General features: G+C 71.8%; 18 protein-coding genes and 2 pseudogenes. 13 read left to right on the top strand and 7 right to left on the bottom strand.

The features are described 5' to 3' along the window. Nucleotides 1-825: 825 nt before the first annotated feature. Both A2U95_RS28950 and A2U95_RS28945 read left to right on the top strand, forming a co-directional pair. On the top strand, nucleotides 826-1833 hold the full coding sequence (locus A2U95_RS28950; RefSeq protein WP_166028379.1) for an Acg family FMN-binding oxidoreductase: 1008 nt from the start codon (nucleotides 826-828) through the stop codon (nucleotides 1831-1833). 106 nt (nucleotides 1834-1939) lie between these two features. After that, nucleotides 1940-2482 (top strand): hypothetical protein, encoded by a 543-nt coding sequence (locus A2U95_RS28945; protein WP_166028377.1) that lies wholly within the window; start codon nucleotides 1940-1942, stop codon nucleotides 2480-2482. Between the two features lie 4 nt (nucleotides 2483-2486). Here A2U95_RS28945 and A2U95_RS33900 read toward each other — a convergent pair. After that, nucleotides 2487-2714, bottom strand: a pseudogene (locus tag A2U95_RS33900) (IS5/IS1182 family transposase); the annotation flags it as partial. A 304-nt stretch (nucleotides 2715-3018) separates the two neighbouring features. Between A2U95_RS33900 and A2U95_RS28935 the strand changes: the two are divergent. Then, nucleotides 3019-3975, top strand: a complete 957-nt coding sequence (locus A2U95_RS28935; protein ID WP_166028375.1) for a universal stress protein — start codon at nucleotides 3019-3021, stop codon at nucleotides 3973-3975. 84 nt (nucleotides 3976-4059) lie between these two features. On the opposite strand, the gene A2U95_RS28930 is transcribed toward A2U95_RS28935, so the two are convergent. Continuing rightward, nucleotides 4060-5748, bottom strand: coding sequence for a GAF domain-containing sensor histidine kinase (locus tag A2U95_RS28930; protein WP_166028445.1), 1689 nt, complete (start codon nucleotides 5746-5748; stop codon nucleotides 4060-4062). Nucleotides 5749-6340: 592 nt separating this feature from the next. Between A2U95_RS28930 and A2U95_RS28925 the strand changes: the two genes are divergently transcribed. Next, the gene (locus A2U95_RS28925; RefSeq protein WP_166028373.1) at nucleotides 6341-7006 is read left to right on the top strand and encodes a CBS domain-containing protein; all 666 of its coding nucleotides are present in this window, start codon (nucleotides 6341-6343) and stop codon (nucleotides 7004-7006) included. Nucleotides 7007-7434: 428 nt separating this feature from the next. Here the strand turns inward: A2U95_RS28925 and A2U95_RS33625 are convergent, their stop codons facing one another. Then, complete coding sequence (locus A2U95_RS33625) at nucleotides 7435-7671, bottom strand: glyceraldehyde 3-phosphate dehydrogenase NAD-binding domain-containing protein (protein WP_338104499.1); 237 nt, start codon at nucleotides 7669-7671, stop codon at nucleotides 7435-7437. A gap of 219 nt (nucleotides 7672-7890) precedes the next feature. Between A2U95_RS33625 and A2U95_RS28915 the strand changes: the two genes are divergently transcribed. From A2U95_RS28915 to A2U95_RS28900, 4 genes are all read left to right on the top strand, one after another. Then, a complete protein-coding gene (locus A2U95_RS28915; RefSeq protein ID WP_166028371.1) occupies nucleotides 7891-8274 on the top strand; it encodes a hypothetical protein in 384 nt (127 codons plus the stop codon). 39 nt (nucleotides 8275-8313) lie between these two features. Then, the gene (locus A2U95_RS28910; RefSeq protein ID WP_166028369.1) at nucleotides 8314-8961 is read left to right on the top strand and encodes a CBS domain-containing protein; all 648 of its coding nucleotides are present in this window, start codon (nucleotides 8314-8316) and stop codon (nucleotides 8959-8961) included. A gap of 21 nt (nucleotides 8962-8982) precedes the next feature. Then, nucleotides 8983-9558: an Rv1733c family protein gene (locus A2U95_RS28905; RefSeq protein WP_166028367.1), complete on the top strand. Its 576-nt coding sequence runs from the start codon at nucleotides 8983-8985 to the stop codon at nucleotides 9556-9558. A gap of 160 nt (nucleotides 9559-9718) precedes the next feature. After that, a complete protein-coding gene (locus A2U95_RS28900) occupies nucleotides 9719-11290 on the top strand; it encodes an oleate hydratase (RefSeq protein ID WP_166028365.1) in 1572 nt (523 codons plus the stop codon). Nucleotides 11291-11457: 167 nt separating this feature from the next. Here the strand turns inward: A2U95_RS28900 and A2U95_RS28895 are convergent, their stop codons facing one another. The 3 genes from A2U95_RS28895 to A2U95_RS28885 form a co-directional block, all read right to left on the bottom strand. Further along, nucleotides 11458-12828, bottom strand: a complete 1371-nt coding sequence (locus tag A2U95_RS28895) for an amidohydrolase (RefSeq protein WP_166028363.1) — start codon at nucleotides 12826-12828, stop codon at nucleotides 11458-11460. 431 nt (nucleotides 12829-13259) lie between these two features. Beyond that, on the bottom strand, nucleotides 13260-14444 hold the full coding sequence (locus A2U95_RS28890; protein ID WP_166027912.1) for a hypothetical protein: 1185 nt from the start codon (nucleotides 14442-14444) through the stop codon (nucleotides 13260-13262). Nucleotides 14445-15597: 1153 nt separating this feature from the next. Continuing rightward, nucleotides 15598-16749 carry an SMI1/KNR4 family protein gene (locus tag A2U95_RS28885; protein WP_166028361.1) on the bottom strand — a complete coding sequence of 384 codons (1152 nt, stop codon included), beginning with the start codon at nucleotides 16747-16749 and terminating at the stop codon, nucleotides 15598-15600. A 423-nt stretch (nucleotides 16750-17172) separates the two neighbouring features. Between A2U95_RS28885 and A2U95_RS28880 the strand changes: the two genes are divergently transcribed. Next, nucleotides 17173-17898, top strand: a complete 726-nt coding sequence (locus A2U95_RS28880) for a hypothetical protein (RefSeq protein WP_206283100.1) — start codon at nucleotides 17173-17175, stop codon at nucleotides 17896-17898. After that, nucleotides 17882-18255 (top strand): annotated as a pseudogene (locus tag A2U95_RS33120) (IS5/IS1182 family transposase); the annotation flags it as partial. The gene A2U95_RS28880 and the pseudogene A2U95_RS33120, both read left to right, overlap by 17 nt. Before the next feature lie 35 nt (nucleotides 18256-18290). Here A2U95_RS33120 and A2U95_RS28870 read toward each other — a convergent pair. After that, entirely contained in the window at nucleotides 18291-18701 is a 411-nt protein-coding gene (locus A2U95_RS28870) for a RidA family protein (RefSeq protein WP_166028357.1), read from the bottom strand. A gap of 77 nt (nucleotides 18702-18778) precedes the next feature. Here A2U95_RS28870 and A2U95_RS28865 point away from each other — a divergent pair, with 77 nt between their 5' ends. The 3 genes from A2U95_RS28865 (at nucleotide 18779) to A2U95_RS28850 (ending at nucleotide 22057) form a co-directional block, all read left to right on the top strand. Further along, a complete protein-coding gene (locus A2U95_RS28865; protein ID WP_166028355.1) occupies nucleotides 18779-19153 on the top strand; it encodes a winged helix-turn-helix transcriptional regulator in 375 nt (124 codons plus the stop codon). A 541-nt stretch (nucleotides 19154-19694) separates the two neighbouring features. Continuing rightward, entirely contained in the window at nucleotides 19695-20957 is a 1263-nt protein-coding gene (locus A2U95_RS28855) for a cation:proton antiporter (protein ID WP_166028353.1), read from the top strand. 698 nt (nucleotides 20958-21655) lie between these two features. Next, nucleotides 21656-22057 carry a hypothetical protein gene (locus A2U95_RS28850; protein ID WP_166028351.1) on the top strand — a complete coding sequence of 134 codons (402 nt, stop codon included), beginning with the start codon at nucleotides 21656-21658 and terminating at the stop codon, nucleotides 22055-22057. Nucleotides 22058-22244 lie beyond the last annotated feature (187 nt).

The following is a 22244-nucleotide window of genomic DNA, read 5'->3' as shown; positions in this document are numbered from 1 at the left end:
CGGGGACTTCCGCGACTTCGACGCCGTGGAGAGCTGGGCGGCCGACGTGGCGAAGGCGCTCGCCGTAGTGCCCGGCAGGTGAGGCAAGGGCGCTACCGCGCACCGCCGAGCTCTCCTCGACGCGTCCTGGGGGATGGCATGACGGCCTGGCCGCCGAACGGCCGCTCGTGGTGCCGCGTCATCCCGGGCCGACCACGGCCGTCAACCCGTGGACCCCACCCGACTCCTGGTGCGTTTGCCGTCCTCGAAGGGATTCCGGCGTCCGTGACGACGAGGATTCGCCCGTCGAGCCGGTGACCCGCTCTTTGCCCGGTTGCAGGCAGATCTCCCGGTGTGGCGGAGTCGGCCGCGCGTCCCCCCCCGCTGACCCACGCGTCCGCACAGCGAGGGACGATCGGGCCACGGCCTGGGTTACTCGACCCTGCCGTCGGCCTGCAGGCGGCGGCCAGGACACCGGTGAGCCCGGCCGGACCGCGCCGAGGACGGCACCCGGCGTCCTCCGCCGCTGCCGGAACCCCGGCGCCGGGGCCGCCCGCCCCGCCCCCCGTGCCGGGTGCTCGGACCGCCGGGCACGGCACGGGAGACGGATCGGCGGCGTCGTTCCGTCAAGGCGACCCGGAGCTCCTGCCACGGAGCGGTCCTGGCATGCCGTTCGAGCGGGGGACGTCCGGTCCCCCCCACGACTCCCGCCCGGGCAGCTTCAACCATCCCGTGAGCTGGGCCGATGGTCCCGCAGCAGTGCCCGGTCGCCCCTGTCGGACGAGGGCCTCGCGTGCAGACACTGAAGTCCGAGGGACTCCCGACACCGAAAGCGGGGCACCGCCCATGCCCGTCACCGGCACACTCACCAGTCACTCCTCCGCCTACCTGGTCCGCGCGGCCGTGACCGCGCCGTCGCTCTACAACATCCAGCCCTGGCGCTTCGTCGCGGACGGCGACAGGGATCTCGAACTGCACGCGGACACCCGTCGCGGCCTGCCGCTCGCCGACCCCCGCGGGCGGGAACTCCTGCTCGGCTGCGGGGCGGCCCTGTTCAACGTCCGGCTGGCCATGCTCCACCTCGGCTTCCGGCCCCTTGTGCGCGTCTTCCCCGACCCGCGGCACCCCGCTCACCTCGCCACGGTCACCTGGGGCGCCTACACCCGGCCCACAGCGGAGGAACAACGCCTGTACGACGCCTTGGGGCTGCGGCACACCGCGCACGGCCCGTTCCTGCCGGAGCCGTTGCCCGCCGGCCTCGTCGCCGCGTTGCGTGAGCAGGCCGACTGTGAAGGCGCCCGGCTGCACGTCGTGCGGGACGCCGTGGACCGCCGCCTGGTGGCCGCGCTGGTACGTGCGGGGGAGGACACCCACCGGGCCGACGAACGGTTCGCCGCCGAACAGGCGGGATGGGCCTGGCAGCCCGTCCGGCAGAGGCGTGACGGAGTGCCGGCCGACGCCGGCGTGCGCCACCCCGACGCGACCGCCCTCGCCGGTCGCGACTACGCCAGTCTGGCCGGCTCGAGCCCTCGGCATCCCCGGCCCTGGTCGGCGCGGACGGGGGAGGTGGTCCTGCTGGCCACCGATCGGGACGACCCGGCCACCTGGCTGAGGACCGGACAGGCCCTCCAGCGGATGCTGCTGCACGCGGCAGGACTCGGCGTGATGGCGGCCTTCCACACCCAGCCCCTGGAGGTACCGGAACTGCGGGAACGCGTCCGGCGGACGCTCACCGCCGGGCAGCACCCGCAGGTCATCCTCCGCCTGGGACACCCGCCGTACGTGCGTTCCACGCCGCGCCGGGGCCTGGCCGACGTCCTCGGCAGTGCCCGCGTGCGAGGGACCCGGCCCTAAGTTCTGCCCGGCGGATCATGGTGGCGTTACGGGATTAGAGTCATCGGCACCGTACCGACATGACCGCCGGAAGGGGCTGCTTGACGTGTGGCCGGACCCATGGGCCGTGGTGGCCGAATCCGACCGGGAGCAGTGGGGCTACGCGCCGCTGGAGCGCGTCGGCCCACTGCGGTTCGGTATGAGCGTGGAGGAGGCAACCGGCGCGATGCTGACGCGCGGCTTCACCTCCGACGCCGTTGCGGAGATCGGCACGTTCGGCCCGTTCAAGCAGCTGCGCACGGGATTCCGCGCGGCGGCCGCCCCGTTCCACCGCGCGGACGTGGTGGCCTACTACGTCGGCCCGATGGGATTGACCTGCATCGCGGTCGACGCCCTGACCGGTCCCCAGGTCACATACGAGGGGATACGACTGGTCGGCCGGCCGCCGTCCGAGCTCTCGGATGAACTCACCGCCCACCTGGTGAGCACTGACAGGAGCGTCGAGATCACACCCGGCGGCGACATCGGCTCACAGGACCTGGGCATGATGCCGCGCGCCCAGCGAGCCGGAGATGTGCTGCTGACACGGCTGGTCTTCGGTAGGCCCAACGACTGGGCCAACACCATGAGCGACTGCGTTCCCGCCGACGAAATGCTCGGGCACTACTGAGTGCTCAGGGCCTGAGCCGGAGTCGGATCGCTGCGGTGATGACGGCGCCCTGGAAGACGTGGGCCCGCTTGTCGTAACGGGTGGCGACCGCCCGGGAGTTCTTCAGTCGGTTGATGGTCCGCTCGACCTCGTTGCGACGGCGGTGGGCCCGCTGGCCCTTCGGTTCCGGGATCGTGCGCCCGACGTGGCGTCTTCGCAGGTAGCGGCGGTTGTGGTGGGAGCTGTATGCCTTCTGCCGGACGTAGGCGAGCGCCTTCTCGTCCACGGCTCCCGTCGGCGCGCACCAGCACCGCGTCGGTGAGGTCACGGATTCCGGTGTCCTTGGCAGTCGTGTGCTCCGCTCCTCGCGTTCGTCGGTGCCGGGGCAGGAGCGTCGCGTCGTCGGCTTCCCTGCGCCAGGGCCGGGCGGGCCCTGGACCGGGGCCGAAGAGACCTGGTCAGGGGTCTCCCGGCCCGTGGGCCCTCGGCCCGTCCGCGAGCAGGCTGGAGGCATCCGGAGGACGTCCGGAGATCCACGACCCGGGAGGGGACGCGTCATGCCGCACGACATCACGGTGGGGGTCGACGGAACACCCGCGAGCCTCGCAGCAGCTCACTGGGCGGCGCAGGAGGCACAGCGGCGCGGAACCGGTCTCACCGTCGTGCACGCCTGGCACCCCCACCTCCGTCCCGCGGCGCACGTCCCGGCCGACAGCACCGAGCACCGCTGGGCCGAGGCGGTCCTCGGGCAGGCGGTACGCGGTCTGCGGGCGGCCCATCCCGGACTGCGCGTCACCGAGCGGCTGGTCTGCGACTCCGCCGTCGGCGTCCTGGTCGCCGCCGCCGCGGACAGCGAGCTCCTGGTCCTCGGATCGCTCGGGCTGGGCGCCCTCGGCGGCTTCGTGACGGGGTCCGTCTCGCAGCGCGTCGTGGCCCGCTCCCCACGCCCCGTGGTGCTGGTGCGGGCCGGCAGGGGCATCGCCTCCGACCACCTTCCCGCCGTGGACGGCATCGCCCCGGACGAGATTCCGCGGACGCCCTACCGCGAGGTCGTGCTCGGACTGGACATCGGGCAGCCGTGCGACGAGGTCGTCGAGTTCGCCTTCGACGCAGCCCGGCGGCGCGGCACCGGGCTGCAGGTGGTGCACGCGGTCCGGCCTCCCGTCCGGCCCGTCTCGGACGCATCGCTGGTCGTCGCGCCCCCGGCCGCCGGACGACTGGAGCCGGCTCCGGACGCGGAGAGCGCGCCACAGGCCCGCGCCTTGGCGGAGGCTGAGCACACGGTGGCCGCCGTGGTCCGCACCTGGCGGGGGAAGTTCCCCACCGTGCCGGTGACCGGGTCCGTCACCGAGGGCCGGGCCGCCGCCGCCCTGCTCGCGGCGGCGCGGGACGCCGGGCTTCTGGTGGTGGGCCGCCGAGAGAGCGGTCATCGCATCGGCACCCAGCTGGGTCCCGTCGCACACGCCGCCCTGCACCACGCGGGCTGCCCCGTGGCCGTGGTTCCCCACGGCTGACGTACCGGCCGGGACGTACGCCGACGCCCTCGACGCCCTCGACGTCAGCCGTGCGCACGGGACGCCGGCCTGCTGACCGCCGGCTCAGCCGGCCGTGTCGCCCTCCGGTGGCAGAGGAACCGTCCACTCCAGGAAGGTGCCGGCCGGGTCACGGGGGGTGACCTGGAAGGAGCCGCCGAGCTCCTCGGCACGGCTGCGCAGGTTGGCCAGACCGCTCCGCCGGACGACCGCCGGGTCGATGCCCCGTCCGTCGTCCGCCACGGTCAGCCGCAGCGTCCCCCCGGAGGCCTCGGCGCAGACCTCCACCCTGGTGGCTCCGGCGTGCCGGGCCGCGTTGGACAGCGCCTCGCGCAGCACGGCCAGGAGGTGGTCGGCGTGGACGGCGGGAACGTCGGTGTCCAGCAGCCCGGTCATCCGCAGGGCGGGAGGAAAGCCGAGGGTCTGCGCGGCCTCGTCGGTCAGCGCGAGCAGCCGGGCGCGCAGCCCGCCGGTCCGCTCCTGCCGGTCGCGGTGCTGCAGGCCGAAGATGGTGGAACGGATGATCCTGATGGTGTCGTCCAGGTCGTCCACCACCCGCTGGATGCGTTCGGCGGCGGTGGGCTGGTCCCGGACGCGGCCGAGCGCGGCCTGCAGGGTCAGGGCGCCGGCGAACAGCCGCTGGATCACCTGGTCGTGCAGGTCACGAGCGATGCGGTCACGGTCGCCGAGCAGGGCGAGATGCTCCGCGTCCCGCCGGTGCTCGGCGATCTGCAGGGCGAGCGCCGCTTGGTCGGCGAAGGTGAGGACCATCTCCACCGCCCCCTCGGTGAACGGCGGCCTGCCGGGCAGGTTGGCCACCTGCAGCACTCCGCGCGCTCCCTGCCGGTCGCCGACCGGCACGAAGAAAGCCGGTCCCAGCCGCACCACGGAGCCGCTGCCGCCGGTCGCGCGAGGATCCTCGCTGAGGGAGTCACTGGTGATCGGCTCCCCTGTGGAGTGCACCTTCGCCGCCAGCGTGGTGGGGGGCAGGGCGAGACCCAGCACCCGGTCGGACTCCGGACCGGCCGCGGCCTCCACGACCAGGCCCTCGTCCCTCCCGACGGGCCGGGCGAGCGTGACCAGGTCGCAGCCGGTCATCTCCCGGACGGCGTCGGCGAGCGAGTGCAGGATCTCCTCCGGAGGCGCCCCCGACAGCAGGGCCCGGGTGATGTCCTCGTTGGCGGCCAGGCGCCGCTCCCGCCGGCGGCTCTCCTCGTACAGCCGGGCGTTGTCGATCGCCACGCCCGCGGCGGTCGCCAGACTGCGCAGCACCGCCTCGTCGTCGGCGTCGAAGGGCACGCCGCCGCGCTTGTCGGTCAGGTACAGGTTGCCGAAGACCTTCTCGCGCACCTGCACGGGGGCGCCGAGGAAGGTCCGCATCGGCGGGTGCCCCGCCGGGAAGCCGACCGACTCCGCGTGTGACCCGAGGTCCTCCAGACGCAGCGGGTGCGGTTCGCGGATCAGCAGGCCCAGGATGCCGTGTCCCTCGGGGTAGTGCCCGATCCGCTCGATCGTCTCCTGGTCCATGCCGACCGTGATGAACTGCCGGATCGTTCCTTCCTCGCCCAGCACGCCCAGCGCACCGTACTCGGCGTCCACCAGGTCGACCGCGGACTGCACGATCCGGCGCAACAGGTCCTCGAGCTCCAGGTCGCTGCCGATGGCCAGCACGGCGTCCAGCAGCGTCTGCATGCGGTCGCGGCCGCCACGCACGCGCTCCACGTGCTCCTGCAGCTCGCTCAGCAGCGCGTCCATCCGCAGCGGGGGAACCGAACTCGGGCGCCCCCCTCCCGCCTGTTCGTTCCTCACTGCTTCCTCGTCCCTCCGGCCGGCGTCATCCGATCAAGCATGCCGCACCATCCCCGCCCCAGGACACCCGGTGCCCGGAGAACTCGCGCACGCGCGCTTGGGGCCGAACGACCCCCGTCAGGGGTCCGAGCGGCCCGTGGCCCGTGCTCCGGAGCGGAGTCACGCTGGAGCCGTCAGACCCCGCGACCGCCGACAACGGAGAGGAACCGCACGCCATGACCAGCACCACGACCGTCGCGTCCCTGCCGGCCGCCCACCGCGACCGGCTGGTGCCCATGGCCCACGAGGTCTCCTCTGCGGCGGGCGCCCGGTTCTTCGAGGAGGGCCGGAGCGCCGGCCACCTCCGGGCCGTCCGCAGCGACACCGTCGTTCTCGACTCCCGAGTTCCGGACCGCCATGCCGCCCCGTCGAGTCGCTGGACCGAGGCGAGCGCGTCGGCCGCTCCTGGCAGCGGCTGCTCGTCCTGCACGCCCCTCACGGCGGCGAACACGCCCTGCAACGCCACTGAGTTCCCTCACACACCACCAGGAGGAACACCATGCACGGCAGCCCGCACGTGGTCAGCGACGTCATGACCCACACGGTCGTCTCGGTGGGCCGGGACGCCTCGTTCAAGGACGTCGTCGAGCTCATGCAGCAGTGGAAGGTCAGCGCCCTGCCGGTGCTGGCCGGGGAGGGCCGCGTCGTGGGCGTCGTGTCCGAGGCCGACCTCCTGCCCAAGGAGGAGTTCCGCGACAGCGACCCCGACCGCCTCACCCAGCGGCGCCGGCTGCTCGACCTCGCGAAGGCCGGCGCCCTCACCGCGGGGGAGCTGATGAGCGCCCCTGCGGTCACGGTCCGCGCGGGCGCCCCTCTCGCCGAGGCCGCCCGCGTCATGGCGCAGCGGCAGGTCAAGCGGCTGCCCGTCGTCGACGACCGGGGCATGCTCGAAGGCGTGGTCAGCCGTGCCGATCTGCTCAAGGTGTTCCTGCGCCCGGACGAGGAGATCGCCGAAGAGGTACGCCGCGAGGTGGTCGCGTACCTGTTCCCCACGCTGAGCCCTCCGGTGGAGGTGAGGGTCGCCGACGGCGTGGTCACGCTCTCCGGCCGGCTCCGGGACACCTCCATGGTGCCCGTGGCGGCCCGTCTGGTCCGCGCGGTCGAGGGCGTCGTCGACGTCGGGTTCGACCTGGAGGACGCAGGTCCGGCCACGCCCGGGGCGTGATCCGCCCCGGCCGCCCGGGTCACGGGCCGGCGGGTGACCCGGGCGGGCCCCTGCCGCGCCCGGCAGGGGAGCAGCCGCCGGCAGCGGTGGTCAGATCCCCGGGAGCCGGGCCGCGACGTGCTCGGTGAGGTCCAGCAGGCGGTTGGTGCAGCCCCACCTCGTTGTCGTGCCGGCCGAAGACCTTCGCCAGGTCCCCGTGGGTCCGGGTGAGCGGCGCGTCCAGGACGCACGGGGCGGGATCACCGACCACGTCCCGGGAGACGACCGGGGCGTCCACGTCCTTGCCGGGCACCGGCAGCAGCACCTCCGCGCGCCCGCAGCCAGGTGCAGGCCGGCCTGCTCGCAGGGGCGGAAGCGTCCGGTCGACTCGATGACCACGTCCACGCCGAGTTCTCCCCAGGACAGCCTGGCCGGGTCCCGCTCGGCGCTCACCGCGATGGGTGGCCGTCCACGGCCGGCGACGTCCCGTCGTGCTCGACGGTCCGCCCCAGCCGGCCGTACGCCGAGTCGTACTCCAGCGGGTGCGCCGGCGCCTCCGGCGAGGTGAGGTCGTTGACCGCCACCACCTCCAGCGGCACGTCCGGGCCGGCGGTCCTCTCGCGCACGCACCGCAGGTGGTCGCGGCCGATGCGGCCGAAGCCGTTGATGCCCACACGAACGGTCATGTCCGTCGTCCCTCCCAGGAGTTCGCCGTCACCTGGTCGTCCCGGGGCCCCTTCAGCCTCACCGCCGTGTCCCCGCCGTGTTCCCGCCGAGGCACGGGCCGTACGGGACCGGTTCCGGGGACCCTCGGCCCCCCGCCGGGGGCCGGGCGCCCCTCGTGGCGTGGCCGCGGCACCCGGCACGCTGAAGCCGTGCCGGACCGCACACGAGGAGCGCAGCACATGACCGCCAAGGACATCGGCACCCGCGGCCTCACCGCCGCCCTCCGGGTGCGCACCGAGGGGAAGGTGGACGAGGAGTCGCTCACCTACCTCATGGAGAGGGTCGGCGCCGCGCTGGGCCGCCCCGGACTTCCGGCCGTCAGCGGCGAGGTGCGCGTCACCAGGGTCGCGGCCCACCACGTCGAGCTGCCCTGGTGGGCCGGCGTCGAGATCCGAATCGGGAACGAGCGCGTGGTGGTCCACGCCCTCGAGACGACCGCCCGGGAACTCGCCGACCGGCTGCAGGACAGGCTGCGCGGCCGCGTCGAGCGGGTGACGCACCGCCGTGACGCGACCCGCAGGACGAGCGCCCCGCCCCCGTGGCGAGGCGGCCCGCAGCAGTAGGCGCCGGGGTCCGCTCCCGGCCGTCAAGGAGAGAAGACCATGACATTCCGAACCGTCGGTCAGGTGATGACCTGTGAGGTCGTCCACGCCCGCCCGGAAACCCCCTTCAAGGAAGTCGTCCGGCTGCTCGACCACCACCGGATCAGTGGACTGCCGGTGGTCGACGACGACGACAAGGTGCTCGGTGTGCTCTCCGGGACGGACCTGGTCCGCGCCCAGGCGAACCGGGCCGGCCGGGATCCCGGCCTGGTCGTCACGGCGGCGGACCTCATGACGAGCCCCGCGATCACCGTGCACCCGGAACAGTCCGTCCCCGACGCGGCACGGCTGATGGAGCGCCGTGGTGTCGAGCGCCTGCCCGTGGTGGACGAGGAGGACCGGCTCGTCGGCATCGCCACCCGCAGGGACCTGCTGCGGGTCTTCCTCCGCACCGACGACGACCTGCGCCGTCAGGTGACCGAGGACGTCCTGGCCGGCGCGCTGGGGGCGGCAGCCGACGCCGTGGTGGTCCTCGTCCGGGACGGCGTCGTCACCCTCGACGGCCGCGTCGACCGGCGCAGCCAGGTGACGGAGGCCGTCCACCGGACGTGGCGGCTGGAGGGCGTCGTCGGGGTGCTGAACGCGCTGACGTTCCGCTTCGACGACTTCCTGCCGCACGCCACGCCCGCCGCGACCTCCGTCCGCTGACCCTCCGGGAGGGGCGGTCCGATGAGATCCCGCCGACGCACGAGGACCTGGCGCTGGAGGAACAATCCGCTGCGGCGGCGTGAGGACCTCCTGGAGGCGTGGACCGTCGTGATCGTGTGGGCGGTCATGGTGCTGGGAGGCGTGGCCGTCGGGGCGGCGACGGCTCACGCCGCCGCCGACCTGTTCGCCGGGCAGCGTGCCGAGCGGCACGCGGTGAGCGCGGTGCTGCTCGGCGACGTGCCGGGGACTTCGGCGGGGACCGGGAGCAGCCGTGACCAGGTCGCCGCCCGGGTCCGCTGGACGGACCATGACGGCACCGTCCGCACCGTCCGGACGTGGGTGGTCGCCGGGGCGAAGACCGGGGAACGCGTCGTGATCTGGACCGACGGCCGGGGCGCGGTCGTGGCGGAGCCCCCGGACCGCACGGACGCGGCGGTGGAAGCGGGTCTTCTGGCCGTCGGGTCCGCCTTCGCCTTCGCCGGCCTCGTCCACGGCGCCGGAGCCGCCGTGCGGTGGCGGCTCGACAGGCGGCGCTTTGACCGGTGGGACAGGGAATGGGAGCTGGCCGGCCCGCTGTGGGGACACCGCACGGGATGATCCGCGCCCACCGCCCGGTGCCCCCGCACGGCCCGCCCCGGCGGGGTCCTTCGGGCCGGACGGACGGCCCGGCCGGCCCACTGACGGCCCGCCGGGGTCCGGGAAACGCTGAGAGCAAGCGGTTCCGCTGTGCAGGGGCCGGAAATCGAGGAGTTGTGTGATGGCGAAGGCGTATCTGGTGGGCAGCGGGATCGCGGCGCTCGCGGCGGCCGCGTTCCTGATCCGTGACGGCGGATTCGACGGAGGGGACATCCACCTCTTCGAGGAGCAGCCGGACATCGGCGGAAGCCTGAACCCCGGCGGCACGGCCGGCATCGGGCACACCGTGCCCGGCGGGCGGATGATCGACGCCGGGGCGTACTGCGCCTTCGACCTGTTCGGGGGCATTCCCAGCCTCGACGACCCCTCCGTCAGCGTGACGCAGGAGATCCTGGCGGAGCACGAGAACTTCACCTGGGACGACGTCACCCGTCTCGTCGACGGCGAGGGAAGGGTCGTCGATCCTCATGCGACGGGCTTCTCCGAGCGCGACCGGCTGGAGCTCCTGCGGTGCTTGGCGGTCCCGGAGGGACGGCTGGACGGCAAGCGGATCACCGACTGCTTCGGCACGCACTTCTTCACCACGAACTTCTGGCTCATGTGGTGCACCACGTTCGCCTTCCGGCCGGAGCACGGCGCCGTGGAGTTCCGCCGCCACCTCAAGCGCTTCATCCACCTCCTCCCCGAGTTCGCGACCATGTCGGGGATCCACCGCACCCGGTACCACCAGTACGACTCGCTCGTCCTTCCGCTGGCCGCCTGGCTGCGGGAACGCGGGGCCGTCTTCCACACCGGCTGCCGCGTCACCGACGTCGAACTGGCGCCGGGGCGCGAGGAGATCAGGGTCCGGACCCTACGCCTCTCCCGGAACGGACAGCAGGAGAAGATCACCGTGGCCCCCGAGGACCTGGTCCTGGTGACCAACGGCTCGGTGACCGACGCCGCCTCCTTCGGCTCGCACACCGCCCCGCCGCCCACGCCGACCCACCGCACGGACGCCTGGCTCCTGTGGCACCGCATGGCCAGGGGACGCGCGGACCTCGGCTACCCGTCCGTCTTCGACAAGAACGTCAAGGAGTCCCTCGGGGAGTCCTTCACCGTCACCGCGAAGGACCCCGTCCTCCTCGAGGCGCTGGAGGAGTTCAGCGGCCGCGAGGCCGGCAGGGGAGGCCTGATGACCCTGACCGGCTCCAACTGGCTGCTCACCCTCGTCGCCGACCGGCAGCCGGTCCACCGTGACCAGCCGGAGGGCGTCTCGGTCTGGTGGGGTTACGCCCTGTTCCCCGAGCGCGCGGGCAACCGGACGCCCAAGCCGATGACGGAGTGCTCCGGCCGGGAGATCCTGGAAGAGGTCCTGCACCACCTGCCGCTCGGTGAAGCGGTGGCGGCACGGGTCCTGGAGACGTCGACGGTCGTTCCCTGCCTGCTGCCGTACTTCACCAGCCCGTTCCTGCGCCGAACCCGGGACGACCGGCCCGAGGTGGTTCCCGGCAGGTCGGTGAACCTCGCGTTCGTCGGGCAGTTCGCCGAGACGCCGGACGAGACCGCCTTCACCGTCGAGTACTCCGTGCGCACGGCCTGGACGGCCGTGTCGCGGCTCCTCCACCTCGACAGGCAGCCGCCGCCCGTCCACAAGGGACACCATGACCGCCATGTGCTGGCGGCGGCCGTGGAGACCCTGCGCCACGGCTGAACCGGACCGGGTCGTCCACCGGGGTCACGGCCGGTGCGCGACCCCCTCCGCCCAGCGCCGACGGGCGCCGGCCGGCCCGGTGCGCCGCGGAGGGAGGTTCCGCAGCCGCCCGATCCGGTCGGTCCCGGTGGGCCCCGACGGCGGCCGGGACCCGGCGGCCGGCCGGGTCAGGTGTCGTACTCCTGGAGGCGCCGTCCGTGGTCGCGCGCGGTCAGACCGGGCAGCCGGTCCGTCAGTTCCCGTACGACGGCCTCCACGTCCAGGGTGAGCAGGACACGGTCCCGCATCAGGACGCGGCCGTCGACGATCGTCGTGCGGACGTCGGCCGAACGGGCGCTGTGCACCAAGGTGGCGGCGAGGTCGTGGACCGGCTGGGTGTGCGGGCCGGTGAGGTCGACGAGGACGAGGTCGGCGCGCCGGCCGGGCGCGAGGGAGCCGATCCGGTCCCCGAGGCCGACCGCGCGGGCGCTCTGCGAGGTGGCGTGGTGCAGGGCCTGGCGGGCGGTCAGCCAGCGGGGGTCGCCCTCGGCGGACTTCTGGACCAGGGACGTGAGCGCCATGGCCTCCCACACGTCGAGGGAGTTGTTGGAGGCGGCGCCGTCCGTGGCGAGGCCGACGGGGACCCCGGCCGCGCGCAGGGCCCGTACCGGGGTGGTGGTCGGCCACGCGAACTTCAGGTAGCCGCGGGGTGCGGTGGCCACCGCCGTACGGCCGTCCGTGCGTTCGAGCAGCGGCAGGTCCCGCTCCAGGATGCCGGTGCCGTGGGCGATGAGCAGATCGGTGCCGAGCAGGCCGGTGCGGTCCAGGACCTCGATGGGGGTGCGGCCGGACCGGGCCAGGCTGGTGGCGGTCTGATCGCGGTTCTCGGCGGCGTGGATGTGGACGGGCAGGCCGTGCGCGCGGGCGAGGTCGGCGGTGGCGGCGAGATCGGCCTCGGTGACGGTGTACGGGGCGTGCGGGGCGAGCGCGGTGGTGATGCGGCCGTCGGCGGCACCGCGCCGGCGGAGCGCGAACTCCAGCGACGCCTCCCGGCCCCGGGGCCCCTGACCGGAGAAGTACGCCTCACCGAGGTGGGCGCGCAGCCCGCACTCGGCGACGACATCGGCGACCGTGTCCATGGAGAAGTAGTGGTCGGCGAAGCAGGTCACCCCGCCCCGGATCATCTCGGCGCAGGCGAGCCGCGCGCCCAGTTCCACGTCCCGCCCGGTGAGGTTGGTCTCGACGGGCCAGACGACGTCGTTGAACCACTCCTGCGTCGGCAGGTCCTCGGCGAGCCCCCGCAGGGCCACCATCGGGGCGTGCGTGTGGCAGTTGATCAGACCGGGCAGCGCGATCTGTCCGGGTGCCTCGATCCGGGTCACGGCCGGCACGTCCCGCGCGGCGGCGGCCGTGGTGACCGCGTCGATCACCCGGTCGCGGACGACGACCGCGGCGTCCTCGCGGAATCCGATCCGTTCCGCGTCGTCGTGCACCAGGACCGCACAACCGGTGACGACGAGGTCGGCGGGAGAACCGCCCGGGGTTCCGGCATCGCTCATGGAACCAACGTACGGGCCGTCGTGCGGCACGGCCGGGATCCTGCCGGGTGCGGCCGGCCGGGGACGGGGCGTGCCGGCCCCCGCCGCGTCCGGGAGTGCGGCACAGGATGCGCTGCGGCGAGGTGCGGGTGTCCTGCCGCAGCCGGCAGGTGGCCTCGACGGCCAGGACCAGCCGGCCGCCGGCAGCCCGTGGCGGGGAGCACTTCGGTCAGGGCCTGCCACAGCCGGCCGGTGTCGCTCTCTCCGCCGGCAGTACGGGAGACGTGTCCGTCACGGGTACCGAGGCCATCACCCGATCGGTGGTCACGCTGAAAGAGCCCAAGGCGTCGTGAGCGTGCGGCCGACCGGCGCCGACAGCCGTCGACCGAGGGGTCCTCGGCTGCCGGATCGATCGGTTGCACCGCCATGGGCCGACGGTCCGGTCCGGTTCCTCACACCTTCGGGACCTTGACCACACACGAGGAGAAGGGACTCTGCTGCAAGCAGACGAACAGAGCGTTCCACTGGCTACTGGTGTCACCGGCGATCTGTGTCACCGTGTCGGCGCACGACGGGTCGGTGACACCCCAGAGCGAACCCTCTGGCCAGCCGGCCTCACGCGTACGGTTCTCCACCGCGTCGAGACAGGCACTGGGCGCCTTGTAGCGCTTGAGCTCCTCGACGAAGGCCAGGTACTGGGAATTCTGGAGCGAGCCCTTCAGCTGGTCCACCGTTTTCTGGGCTTCACTACGATCCTGCGGAGATGCTTCGGGATTCCTGAGAGTCGCCAGTGCTTCGGCGCTCTTCTTCAGGTTCTGCTTGACGGCCTCGCGATCCTTCGGGTCCGTCGGCCTCGTCTCCGGGTTCTGATAAGCCAGCACTCCGGCGGCAAGGAAGGCAGCTTCCGTCAGCGTGAAAGCTTTCTGCTGCGCGGGAAGGCCCTTGGCGAACCCTGCGGTCTCCGCCAGATACTCTGCGATCTCCTTGTACGTCTGCTTGTCCTCGGGTGAGACCTTCGGGTTCGCGGCCAGGCTCATCGCCTTGTTGGTCGCTTGAAGAATCTTCGTGTACGCAGCCTTCTCCTTCGGAGACGTACCCGCGCTCTGTATCTCCTTCAGTGTGGTGTTGATTCCCTTCGCGATGCTTCCGTAAAGGGCCTTGTCCTCCGCCGACGCATTCGGATCCTTGACCACGCTGAGCGCCTTGTTCAACGCGTCCTTGACTTCCTTCTTCGTCTTCTCCGATGCGTCCAGCTTCCCGATGAGCTCGTTCCCCTCCTTCTCCAGCTCGTCCGGTTTCGGCTGCTCCGGCGGCTGCTCCTCCGGTTTCGGCTGCTCCGGCGGCTGCTCGTCCGGTTTCTGCGGCTCCGGCGGAGGCTCCGGGGGTTTCGGCGGCTCAGGCGGGGGCTCCGGCGGGGGTTCCGGCGGAGGCTCCGGTGGCGGCTCCGGCGGAGGCTCCGGCGGAGGCGGAGGAGGCGGCGGCGGGGGCGGGCCCTCGGACACGACGCCCACCGTTTGCCTCACCGCATCGTCCGACACCACTGCAGTCGCAGACGCTCCCGCGGTCACTGTGAGGACGGCTGCCAGGAAGGACGAGCCAACAACGCGGGAAACCTGGCGTCGAGGTAGTTTGGTCATCGCGCTTCCAGATTTTCTAATCCGTCGAAAGGCTCAGCCCTGACGTGATCTGTGATGCCGGAGATTCCCTCCACGGCGCACAACCAGTTCTCCAGGGCTCAACCCCTGGTGCGGCCCGTATCGCCGGAGATTCCCTCCACGGCATACAGGCGCGTAAAGGACCACTCTCGTCCGTCTCACTGCGTCCTGCAGTCCGAGCAGCATGTGCCGAAAGGCGGACGGGCTGCTACGCGACGATCCTTCACAAGGCCGTCAAGCGGAGCAGCGAACGGGTGAGGGCTGGAATACTTTTGTTCCTCCACTCTAACTCCACGGATAGAGCGAAACCAGCACGCGGCACCGCCGATCGCACCGACTGCAGCCTTGCTCGTAGATCTACGAGGACGCTCTGCCGATCACCTGGCACCACCCATGCCAATCGGCGGCCACAGCCGGTGGAATGGGCACTCCGGTTCCCTTCGGCCCCTCGATGAGCTTCTCGTCGACCGTGACGGAAGCGACCAGCGGCTGAGCTGCGAATTGTCAGGTGAAGCCTTGGGCGGCGTCTCCTGGCGGACCTCCCGCAGAGCCCGCCGCAGCCCGAGCCGCATGACGTCCATCACCAAGCCGTCCTCACCCTGGAGCGGCGGCACCGAAGAAGCCCGGTGCGGGGAAACCCGGAGGGCGACGCGGAGGAACCCGGGTCCGCCCGCGCGTACACGGCCGGGGGCCGGGCCGCGCGGTACACCGGGAAGGCACGCACACCGATGCCGGGAGGAGCGCCTCGTACGACCACGCCAACAGCCGGGCGGCGAAAGGCGGCAGGCCCCGGCGGCTGCCCGCGCGCCCGGGTCACGGGCGGCGGCACCGGCCGAGGCACTGCTCGCCCTCCAGTGCTCCGCCGGGAACGCGGCCGTGCCTGCTCCTCCGACCTGCGGCTTCAGCCGGGCGAGGCATAGCGGTTGGTTGTCGCCGGTGCGGCGCTGCCCGTCACCGGCCTGAGCGAAGCGGAGCCGACGTCACCGCTTCCGCAGTTCCGCAGCCGCCTGAGCGACCCCGCGGTCCGGGCGGCCGGCCCTCGCACGCCCTGTCCGCCGGTCCCGGTGCGACCGGGCGCTTGGTCCGGCGGGCCCTGCCGGACCAAGCGCCCACGCGGAACGGGAGCCCTCGGGGATCAGCCCTGGTCCTGGGCGTACTGGGCTGCCCACCAGCCGGAGTCGACGGCGGGGTTGCGCAGGGCCCCCCAGAAGCGCTCGTCGGGTATCGACGGCAGCGGCGGGTTGCCCAGGTCCGCGTGCAGGTCCGCACGCCAGTCGGCCGTGAGGCGGCTGCGGGTCCCCGCGATCCCGCACACGGACTTGTGGGGCGAGCCCCAGATCCCGTGGACCACCTCCTCCGCGGCCCGCTTGCGAAGGTTGTCCCGGTGGGTGTCCGCCTGCGCCAGCACCTTGCGCAGCCGCAGGGCCAGCGGGTCGGTCTGCTGCGGCCGTGGTGGAGTTTCACCGCGCTCCCACGCGTCCAGGGCCGACCTGACCTCCGGGTACTTTTCCAGGCCCGTCTCGACGGCCAGTCTGCGCAGCTGCTTCCGCGCGGCATCGGCCACCCGCTCACGCGGCAGGACCGCGATCAGCGCGCCGAGTTCCTCGAATTCGTCCAGACGGCTCACGTGGAGGAGGTCGGTGGGGCTGCAGGAGAGGTCCAGCTCCGGCAGCTGCTCGTCCGGTGCGGGAAGGGGATCGTCGGCGCTGCCCCACTCCGGGCCGGCGGGGCTGGCCAGCTCCCAGAACAGCCGGCCGTTGAAGGTGACGGCACCCCCGTCCTGGCCGCGCTCGAGCTGGTCGGCCAGCTCCGCCAGATACTCACCCAGCGAGTCGGCGCGCCCGAAATCGGTACCGGTCTCGTCGAAGAACCGTCCGACCGCACCGAACGAGTCCCGCCCGGGGCGGCAGTCGACCATGAGACCGTCGGACGTCACCCCGTAGGAACCGAACTTCACGTAACCGTGGTGCCAGTAGGACTCGGCCTCCTCCTCGTCGAGGTCTTCGGCGAGGCAGCGCATGAACGTGGTGTCCTCGATGATCCCCGCCACTCCGAGCAGCCGGTCGTGCGTGCTGAACAGGAAGGCCTCCGCCCCGTCCACGGCCCCGTCGTGCCGGAGCAGTGACGCGATCAGGTCGGGAGGGAAGGTGACACCCAGTTCCTCCTGCGCCGCCGCCATCTCCTCATGGCCGGCAGGTGGCCCCAGCGTGGCGAAGGTGCGGGGGGCGTGCTCGCGCAGCCACTCGTCGATACGGTTCCACGAATCCTGGACCAGGTCTCTTGTCATGGGGGGACCCTAGGGACAGCCACTGACAGCTCGATCACCACCCACCGGTCCTGTCCGTCAGATCTGCCGCCCAGACCCGTCGGCCCCAGCGTTCACCCGCCGGCGCGGAATGCGCGGTCCCATCCGGTAACGACAAGCTGCTTCGTGACGACTGTCGCGCTTCGACTCGACAAGATCATTTGCCGGACAGGGCCTGGTGCCGCATCGGGCAACGTTCGCCCTGTCAGGCTCCCGCCCGGGCAGGATGAAGTCCTTCGTCATGTGTTCCTGCCGCCGTGCACCGCTGCGAACCGAGGAGATGAGACCGACAACGCTTTGACGGGGACGGGCCTCCCCCTCTCCCGCACGGCCCAAGAGCTGTGCCGCAAAGCCCTCCGGTGCCGTCCCTGACGCCGGTGGGACCACCGGGGGAGGATGACCTCCGTGACGAACACCTCGGAGACTCACCCCGCTCGGCTGCCCGGCTACGACAGCGGCCCATTCGTCCACCTGCCCGAGCTCCTGGGCGACCACCTGTTCTGGCTGGGCCATCTGTACAACTGCTACTCCGACGGCGAAGCGGCTGAGGAACTCGTAGGCGGCGCCGACGAGCAAGCGGCTGGAGCTCTGCAGTCCCGGCTGCTGGGAGGCGAGACCTGGCCCGTCTTCACGGTGCCGCTCGCCGCTCGCCATCGCCTGTACGTGGTGTACCGCGCCTTCAAGGAGGACGAAGGCGTCGACTACCTCCTGCACCACCCCGACTGGGACGCGGTGGAACACCTCGCACAGGACGAAGGGCACTTCATGGGCCCCGGCCTGTCGTGGTCCGAGCTGACCGCCGCGGCGGACAACGGCCTGCCAGGCGGCAGCACCACGGATCCCCACGCCCGGCTGCTGCTCCTGCTGCCCGCGTTCGGTGACGACGCCGTGCCGGAGGATGCCGTCGACCGCCTGACGGCGGCACTGCGCGCCCGAACCCGGGTCGAGCAGCCCGAGCGGTTCGCCGAGGCCCTTCTGGACGACGGGGGGCCGTGCGGTCACGTGTCCTGGTCCACGGCTGAGGGCGGCTACCGGATCAACGACGGCGGACACTCCTTCCGCAACCCGGCCAACCATTTCGCCTGGCCCGCCTCCCGACTGGCCCGGGTCACCGATGCACTGGTCCCCTGAAGCGATTCGACCGTGTGTGGTGATCACGGCGCCGGAGCCCTCCGGGGCAACCCGTTCACCGGGCTGAGCCCGCGTCGGTCCGGCAATCTGGTCACCGCGCTGCGGCGCAAGGGCGCGGACCCGGTCCGCAGGGGCAGGCCCTGGAGCCTGCCTCGGGGGGACCGGGTCCTGGTTGCCGCGTAATGACGCACGAACCTCACCCTGCGGCGGTCGGCGCCGTTGTTCGGGGCGGCGAAGCCGGCCGCGGACCGCATCATCGACCACCTCGACCCGTCGCTCGCGTTCCGGCAGCGCAGACGGTTCCGCAAGGACACCGTGCCGGCCGGCAGCGGGCCGGCCACCGCCACTCCTTCACGCGGCCGCGTCGAGGTACGGCTGGACCGCCTCGAAGATCAGTCGAGGAGCGCGGTCGCCTCGACCTCGACGAGAACATCCGGCTCGAAGAGGTACTCGACACCGATGAGGGAGGCGGGCGGCAGGGGAAGCCGGAGCCCGATCTCGTCGGCGACGGCCTCCACACCGCCCATGAAGTCGCTGATCTTCTCCGGGCTCCACCGGGTCACGTAGAACGTCAGGCGCAGCACGTCCGCGAACGACGCGCCCGCGCCTGCCAGCCCGATGGCGGTGTTGCGCAGCGCCTGGGCGACCTGCCCGGCCAGATCACCGGGCGCGACCGGAGTCCCGTCGGCCCGGCGCGCGACCTGCCCGCTGACGTGGACGTGCTTCGTCCCGGTGCCCACGGCGACGTGGTGGTACGGGACCGGCTGCAGCATGCCTTCCGGCGTGAAGTGCTGAACAGTCATGACTTTCGCTCCTCCAAGGTAAGTATCTTTAAGCTACCTAGTGGAAGAAGGACACTTCAACGAGACCAGGTTTCGCCATGGATACCGACGACGAACTCCGCATCGACGCCCCGCACCGCGAACTGCTCGACCAGATCCTCGACAAGTGGTCGCTCAGCGTCCTCAACGAACTCTGTGAACGCCCGTGCCGGTTCAACGAACTGCGCCGGGCCATCCCCCAGGTCACGCAGAAATCGCTGACCGCGACACTCCGGCGACTCGAACGCAACGGCGTGGTCGAGCGCAAGGTCGCCTCCACCCGCCCCGTGGCGGTCGTGTACCGGATCACGCCCCTCGGCAAGACCCTCCGGCACCCCGTCGACGTACTGCTGGCATGGGCCTCACAGAACATGCCCGCGATCGAACGCGCACGCGAGGACTTCGACGAGCGGGAAGAGGAAGCCCACCTCTGAAAGAACCGCGCACAGGAGAAACCGGCGGTCGGCCTCCCGCGGGCACACCGCGGTCGCCCACCAGGTGTACGGGCACCCCTGCCTCCCCGGCCGGGTGCCCGCCCGCTTCCAGCGCTGGGCCGATCCCCAGGCGGCCGCTGCCGGCTCCCTGCTCCGCTCCTTCCACGCCGCCACCCGCGGCAGCCGCCTGGCCGGCCGGCACCCGTCGTCTGCCGCCACGACCCGGGGTCGAACAACACCGTCTTCGCGGACGACATCCCCGCCGCCTTCATCGACTTCGGCACCGCCGCCCCCGGCTTCCGCTTCGGATCCGTGGATCGGTTCGGTTCTTGCGACGTCATTGCGCGCGGGAGGGAGGTTGCGTCTTCGTCGCCGACCACACGTGGGTCCCTGTCGGGAAAGCCGCCCATGCCCGGCCGACGACGGCTTGAGCCTCGCAGCTCGTTGTGGTCCATGACCTGCGGGATGTGGGGTATTCGGCCGGAACGCCCAGCAGGGCACACCCAATGGTCCATGGTGGTGAGAAGGGCGGGTCGTACCGGTGATGAGCGCGGACGCGGTATTCGCGTGGCTGGGGGGCGGAGCGCTGCTCGCGGCCGTGCTGCCTCGGGTCCTGTCCGGACGACCGCTGTCGCTACCGCTGGTCTTCCTGCTGTGCGGCATCGGCGTGTACCTGCTGCCTCTGCCACTGCCACTGCCCGTGATCGATCCGGTGGATGACCGGGTGGTGGCCGAGCACGTCACCGAGATCGTGGTGATCATCTCGCTGATGGGTGCGGGGCTGGCACTCAACCGACCCGTCGGGCGGCACCGGTGGGGCGCGACCTGGCGATTGCTGGGTGTCACCATGCCCTTGACGTTCTTGATCACCGCGCTGGTGGCCTGGTGGCTGCTGGACTGGCCCCCGGCCGCCGCGCTGCTGTTGGGGGCTGTCCTGGCACCGACCGATCCGGTGCTCGCCGCGGAAGTGCGGGTGGGCGAACCCACCGATGACGAACACGATGAGGACGAGGCGCGGTTCGCTCTCACCAGTGAGGCCGGCCTGAACGACGGACTCGCCTTTCCGCTGACGTACGCGGCCGTGGGGCTGGCCGCCGCCGCAGGCAGCGGCTGGTCGGCCGGGTGGATCGGCCCGTGGGCCGCGCAGGACCTCGCGTACAAATGCGTTGTCGGCGTGCTGGGCGGACTGCTGATGGGGCGGTTGCTCGGCTGGCTGTTCTTCCGGGCACGACCGAGGGCGCTGCGGCTGTCCCAGCACCGGGAGGGCTTCGTCGCGCTGGGCGCCACCTTCCTGTCCTACGGAGTGACGGAACTCGCCGGGGGGTACGGCTTCCTGTCGGTGTTCGTCACCGCGTGCGCCATCCGGGCCGCCGAGCGGTCCCACGGCTACTACAACGTCCTGCACGACTTCATGGAGCAGGTGGAGCGCCTGCTGACTGCGGCAGTGCTGTTCTTGACGGGTGCTTTCATCGCGCTGGGCGGCCTGTCTGCTCTTACGTGGCAGGGCGCGGTCACCGCATGCCTGGTGCTGCTGGTGATCCGGCCGCTGTCGGGGTGGGCCGGACTGCTGCGGAGCTCCCTGGGGAGCCGGGAACGCTGGGTCGTGGCGGCGTACGGCGTCCGGGGGATCGGTTCGCTGTACTACCTTGCCTACGCCTTGGGCCAGCATGGTTTCGCTGTCCCGGAGCGGGAGCTGTGGGCAGTGGTCACCTTCACCGTGCTGGCCTCAGTGGTGCTGCACGGGATCACCGCAGGCCCGGTCATCGCCCGTTTCGACCGGCTACGGGACGCCCGATCCACGTAGCAGCCGTGCTCCGTGCTGCAACCGCGACAGGCGCCTCGTGAACAAGGACGCCGACTGAACTTGCTCCGCTGTGACGGACACGGTGGTCGTGTCGGTCAGGCCGCGGGGGCGGTCTCGTGGTCGGCGGGGCTGCGGTGGCCCAGGGTGCTGTGCAGGCGGCGGACGCTGTACCAGCCCTCGACGTACTCGAAGATCGCGGTGCGGGCTGCGGCCCTGCTGGACCAACTCGTCCCGCTCGGCGCTGGTCAGGCCGTCCCTCTCACCGTCGTCGACCTGGGCCTGGTTCACCCACAGCCGCACCGCGGTCCCGGTCAGGTCGAAGTCCTTGGTGACCTGACCGATCGAGCAGTCCCCACGCAGGCACAACTCGACAATCCCGGCCTTGCATTCCGGTGTGAACGAGCGGCGAGGGCACGGCTTCTTCCTTCCCATGCTCTCCAGGGTGGACATCCTTCCGAGGGCTCAACCCCTGACCTGGGATGTCCGTCAAACCGAAGCAAGCCACCTGGATTGTTCGCCCCCGAGGCCGGACCGTCACCCGGTGCGTGGCAGTGAAGTCGGACCGGGAGCCGGAAGGTCACAGCAGCGGCGTCATGTCGGAACCTTGCCCGACCTGATTCGACGCCTACGAGGTCGAGGAGGATGCGGGGAAAGTCCATACTTGACCTCAACCATGGTTGAGGAGCGAGTGTCGAGCCATGACCACTCACGACTCGACGAATCTCCTCTTCCGGAACACCATGCGCATCACCGAAGGTCATCTGGAGGGCTTCCGCGACGCCGTCACCAAGGCAGTCGCGTTCGCGGAGCAGCACGGTCCTCAGCTGATGGTGGAGACCTTCATCGACGAGGAGCGGATGCTCGCCCACAGCTTCCAGCTCTATCAGGACTCCGACGCGGTCCGCCTCCACTGGAAGCTGGCGGATCCCTACATCCAAGAGGTGATGAAGCACTGCCAGGTGGAGCGCTTCGAGGTGTTCGGTGCGCCGGACGCCGATGTGGTGGCGGGTGTGCGTTCGGCTCTCGGCGAGCAGTGCGCGCTGACGTTCCACCCGCGCATCGCCGGCTTCGTCCGCCTCGCCACCGGGCGCAGCGCATAGCGTCCGGCTCCTCATCGCCCGGCGCCGGCGGTCCAACTTCAACGGCAGACGATCCGGCAGCGCTGTCAGAGGACAGTGCTGTTCCCCTACCCGGTCGCGCGAGAACCGGTGTCACGCGCCCTGACACGCCGCCTGTCACGCTCCCGGAGAACCCGCCCGTGACCTGCAATCAACACCCGCCGGCAGA

Origin of the sequence: Streptomyces chilikensis (genome assembly GCF_001642695.1) — a bacterium.
In the GTDB taxonomy this organism is placed as follows: Bacteria; Actinomycetota; Actinomycetes; order Streptomycetales; family Streptomycetaceae; genus Streptomyces; species Streptomyces chilikensis.
Note: the sequence above shows the minus strand (reverse complement) of the source record. Positions and strands in the feature narration are given on the sequence as shown.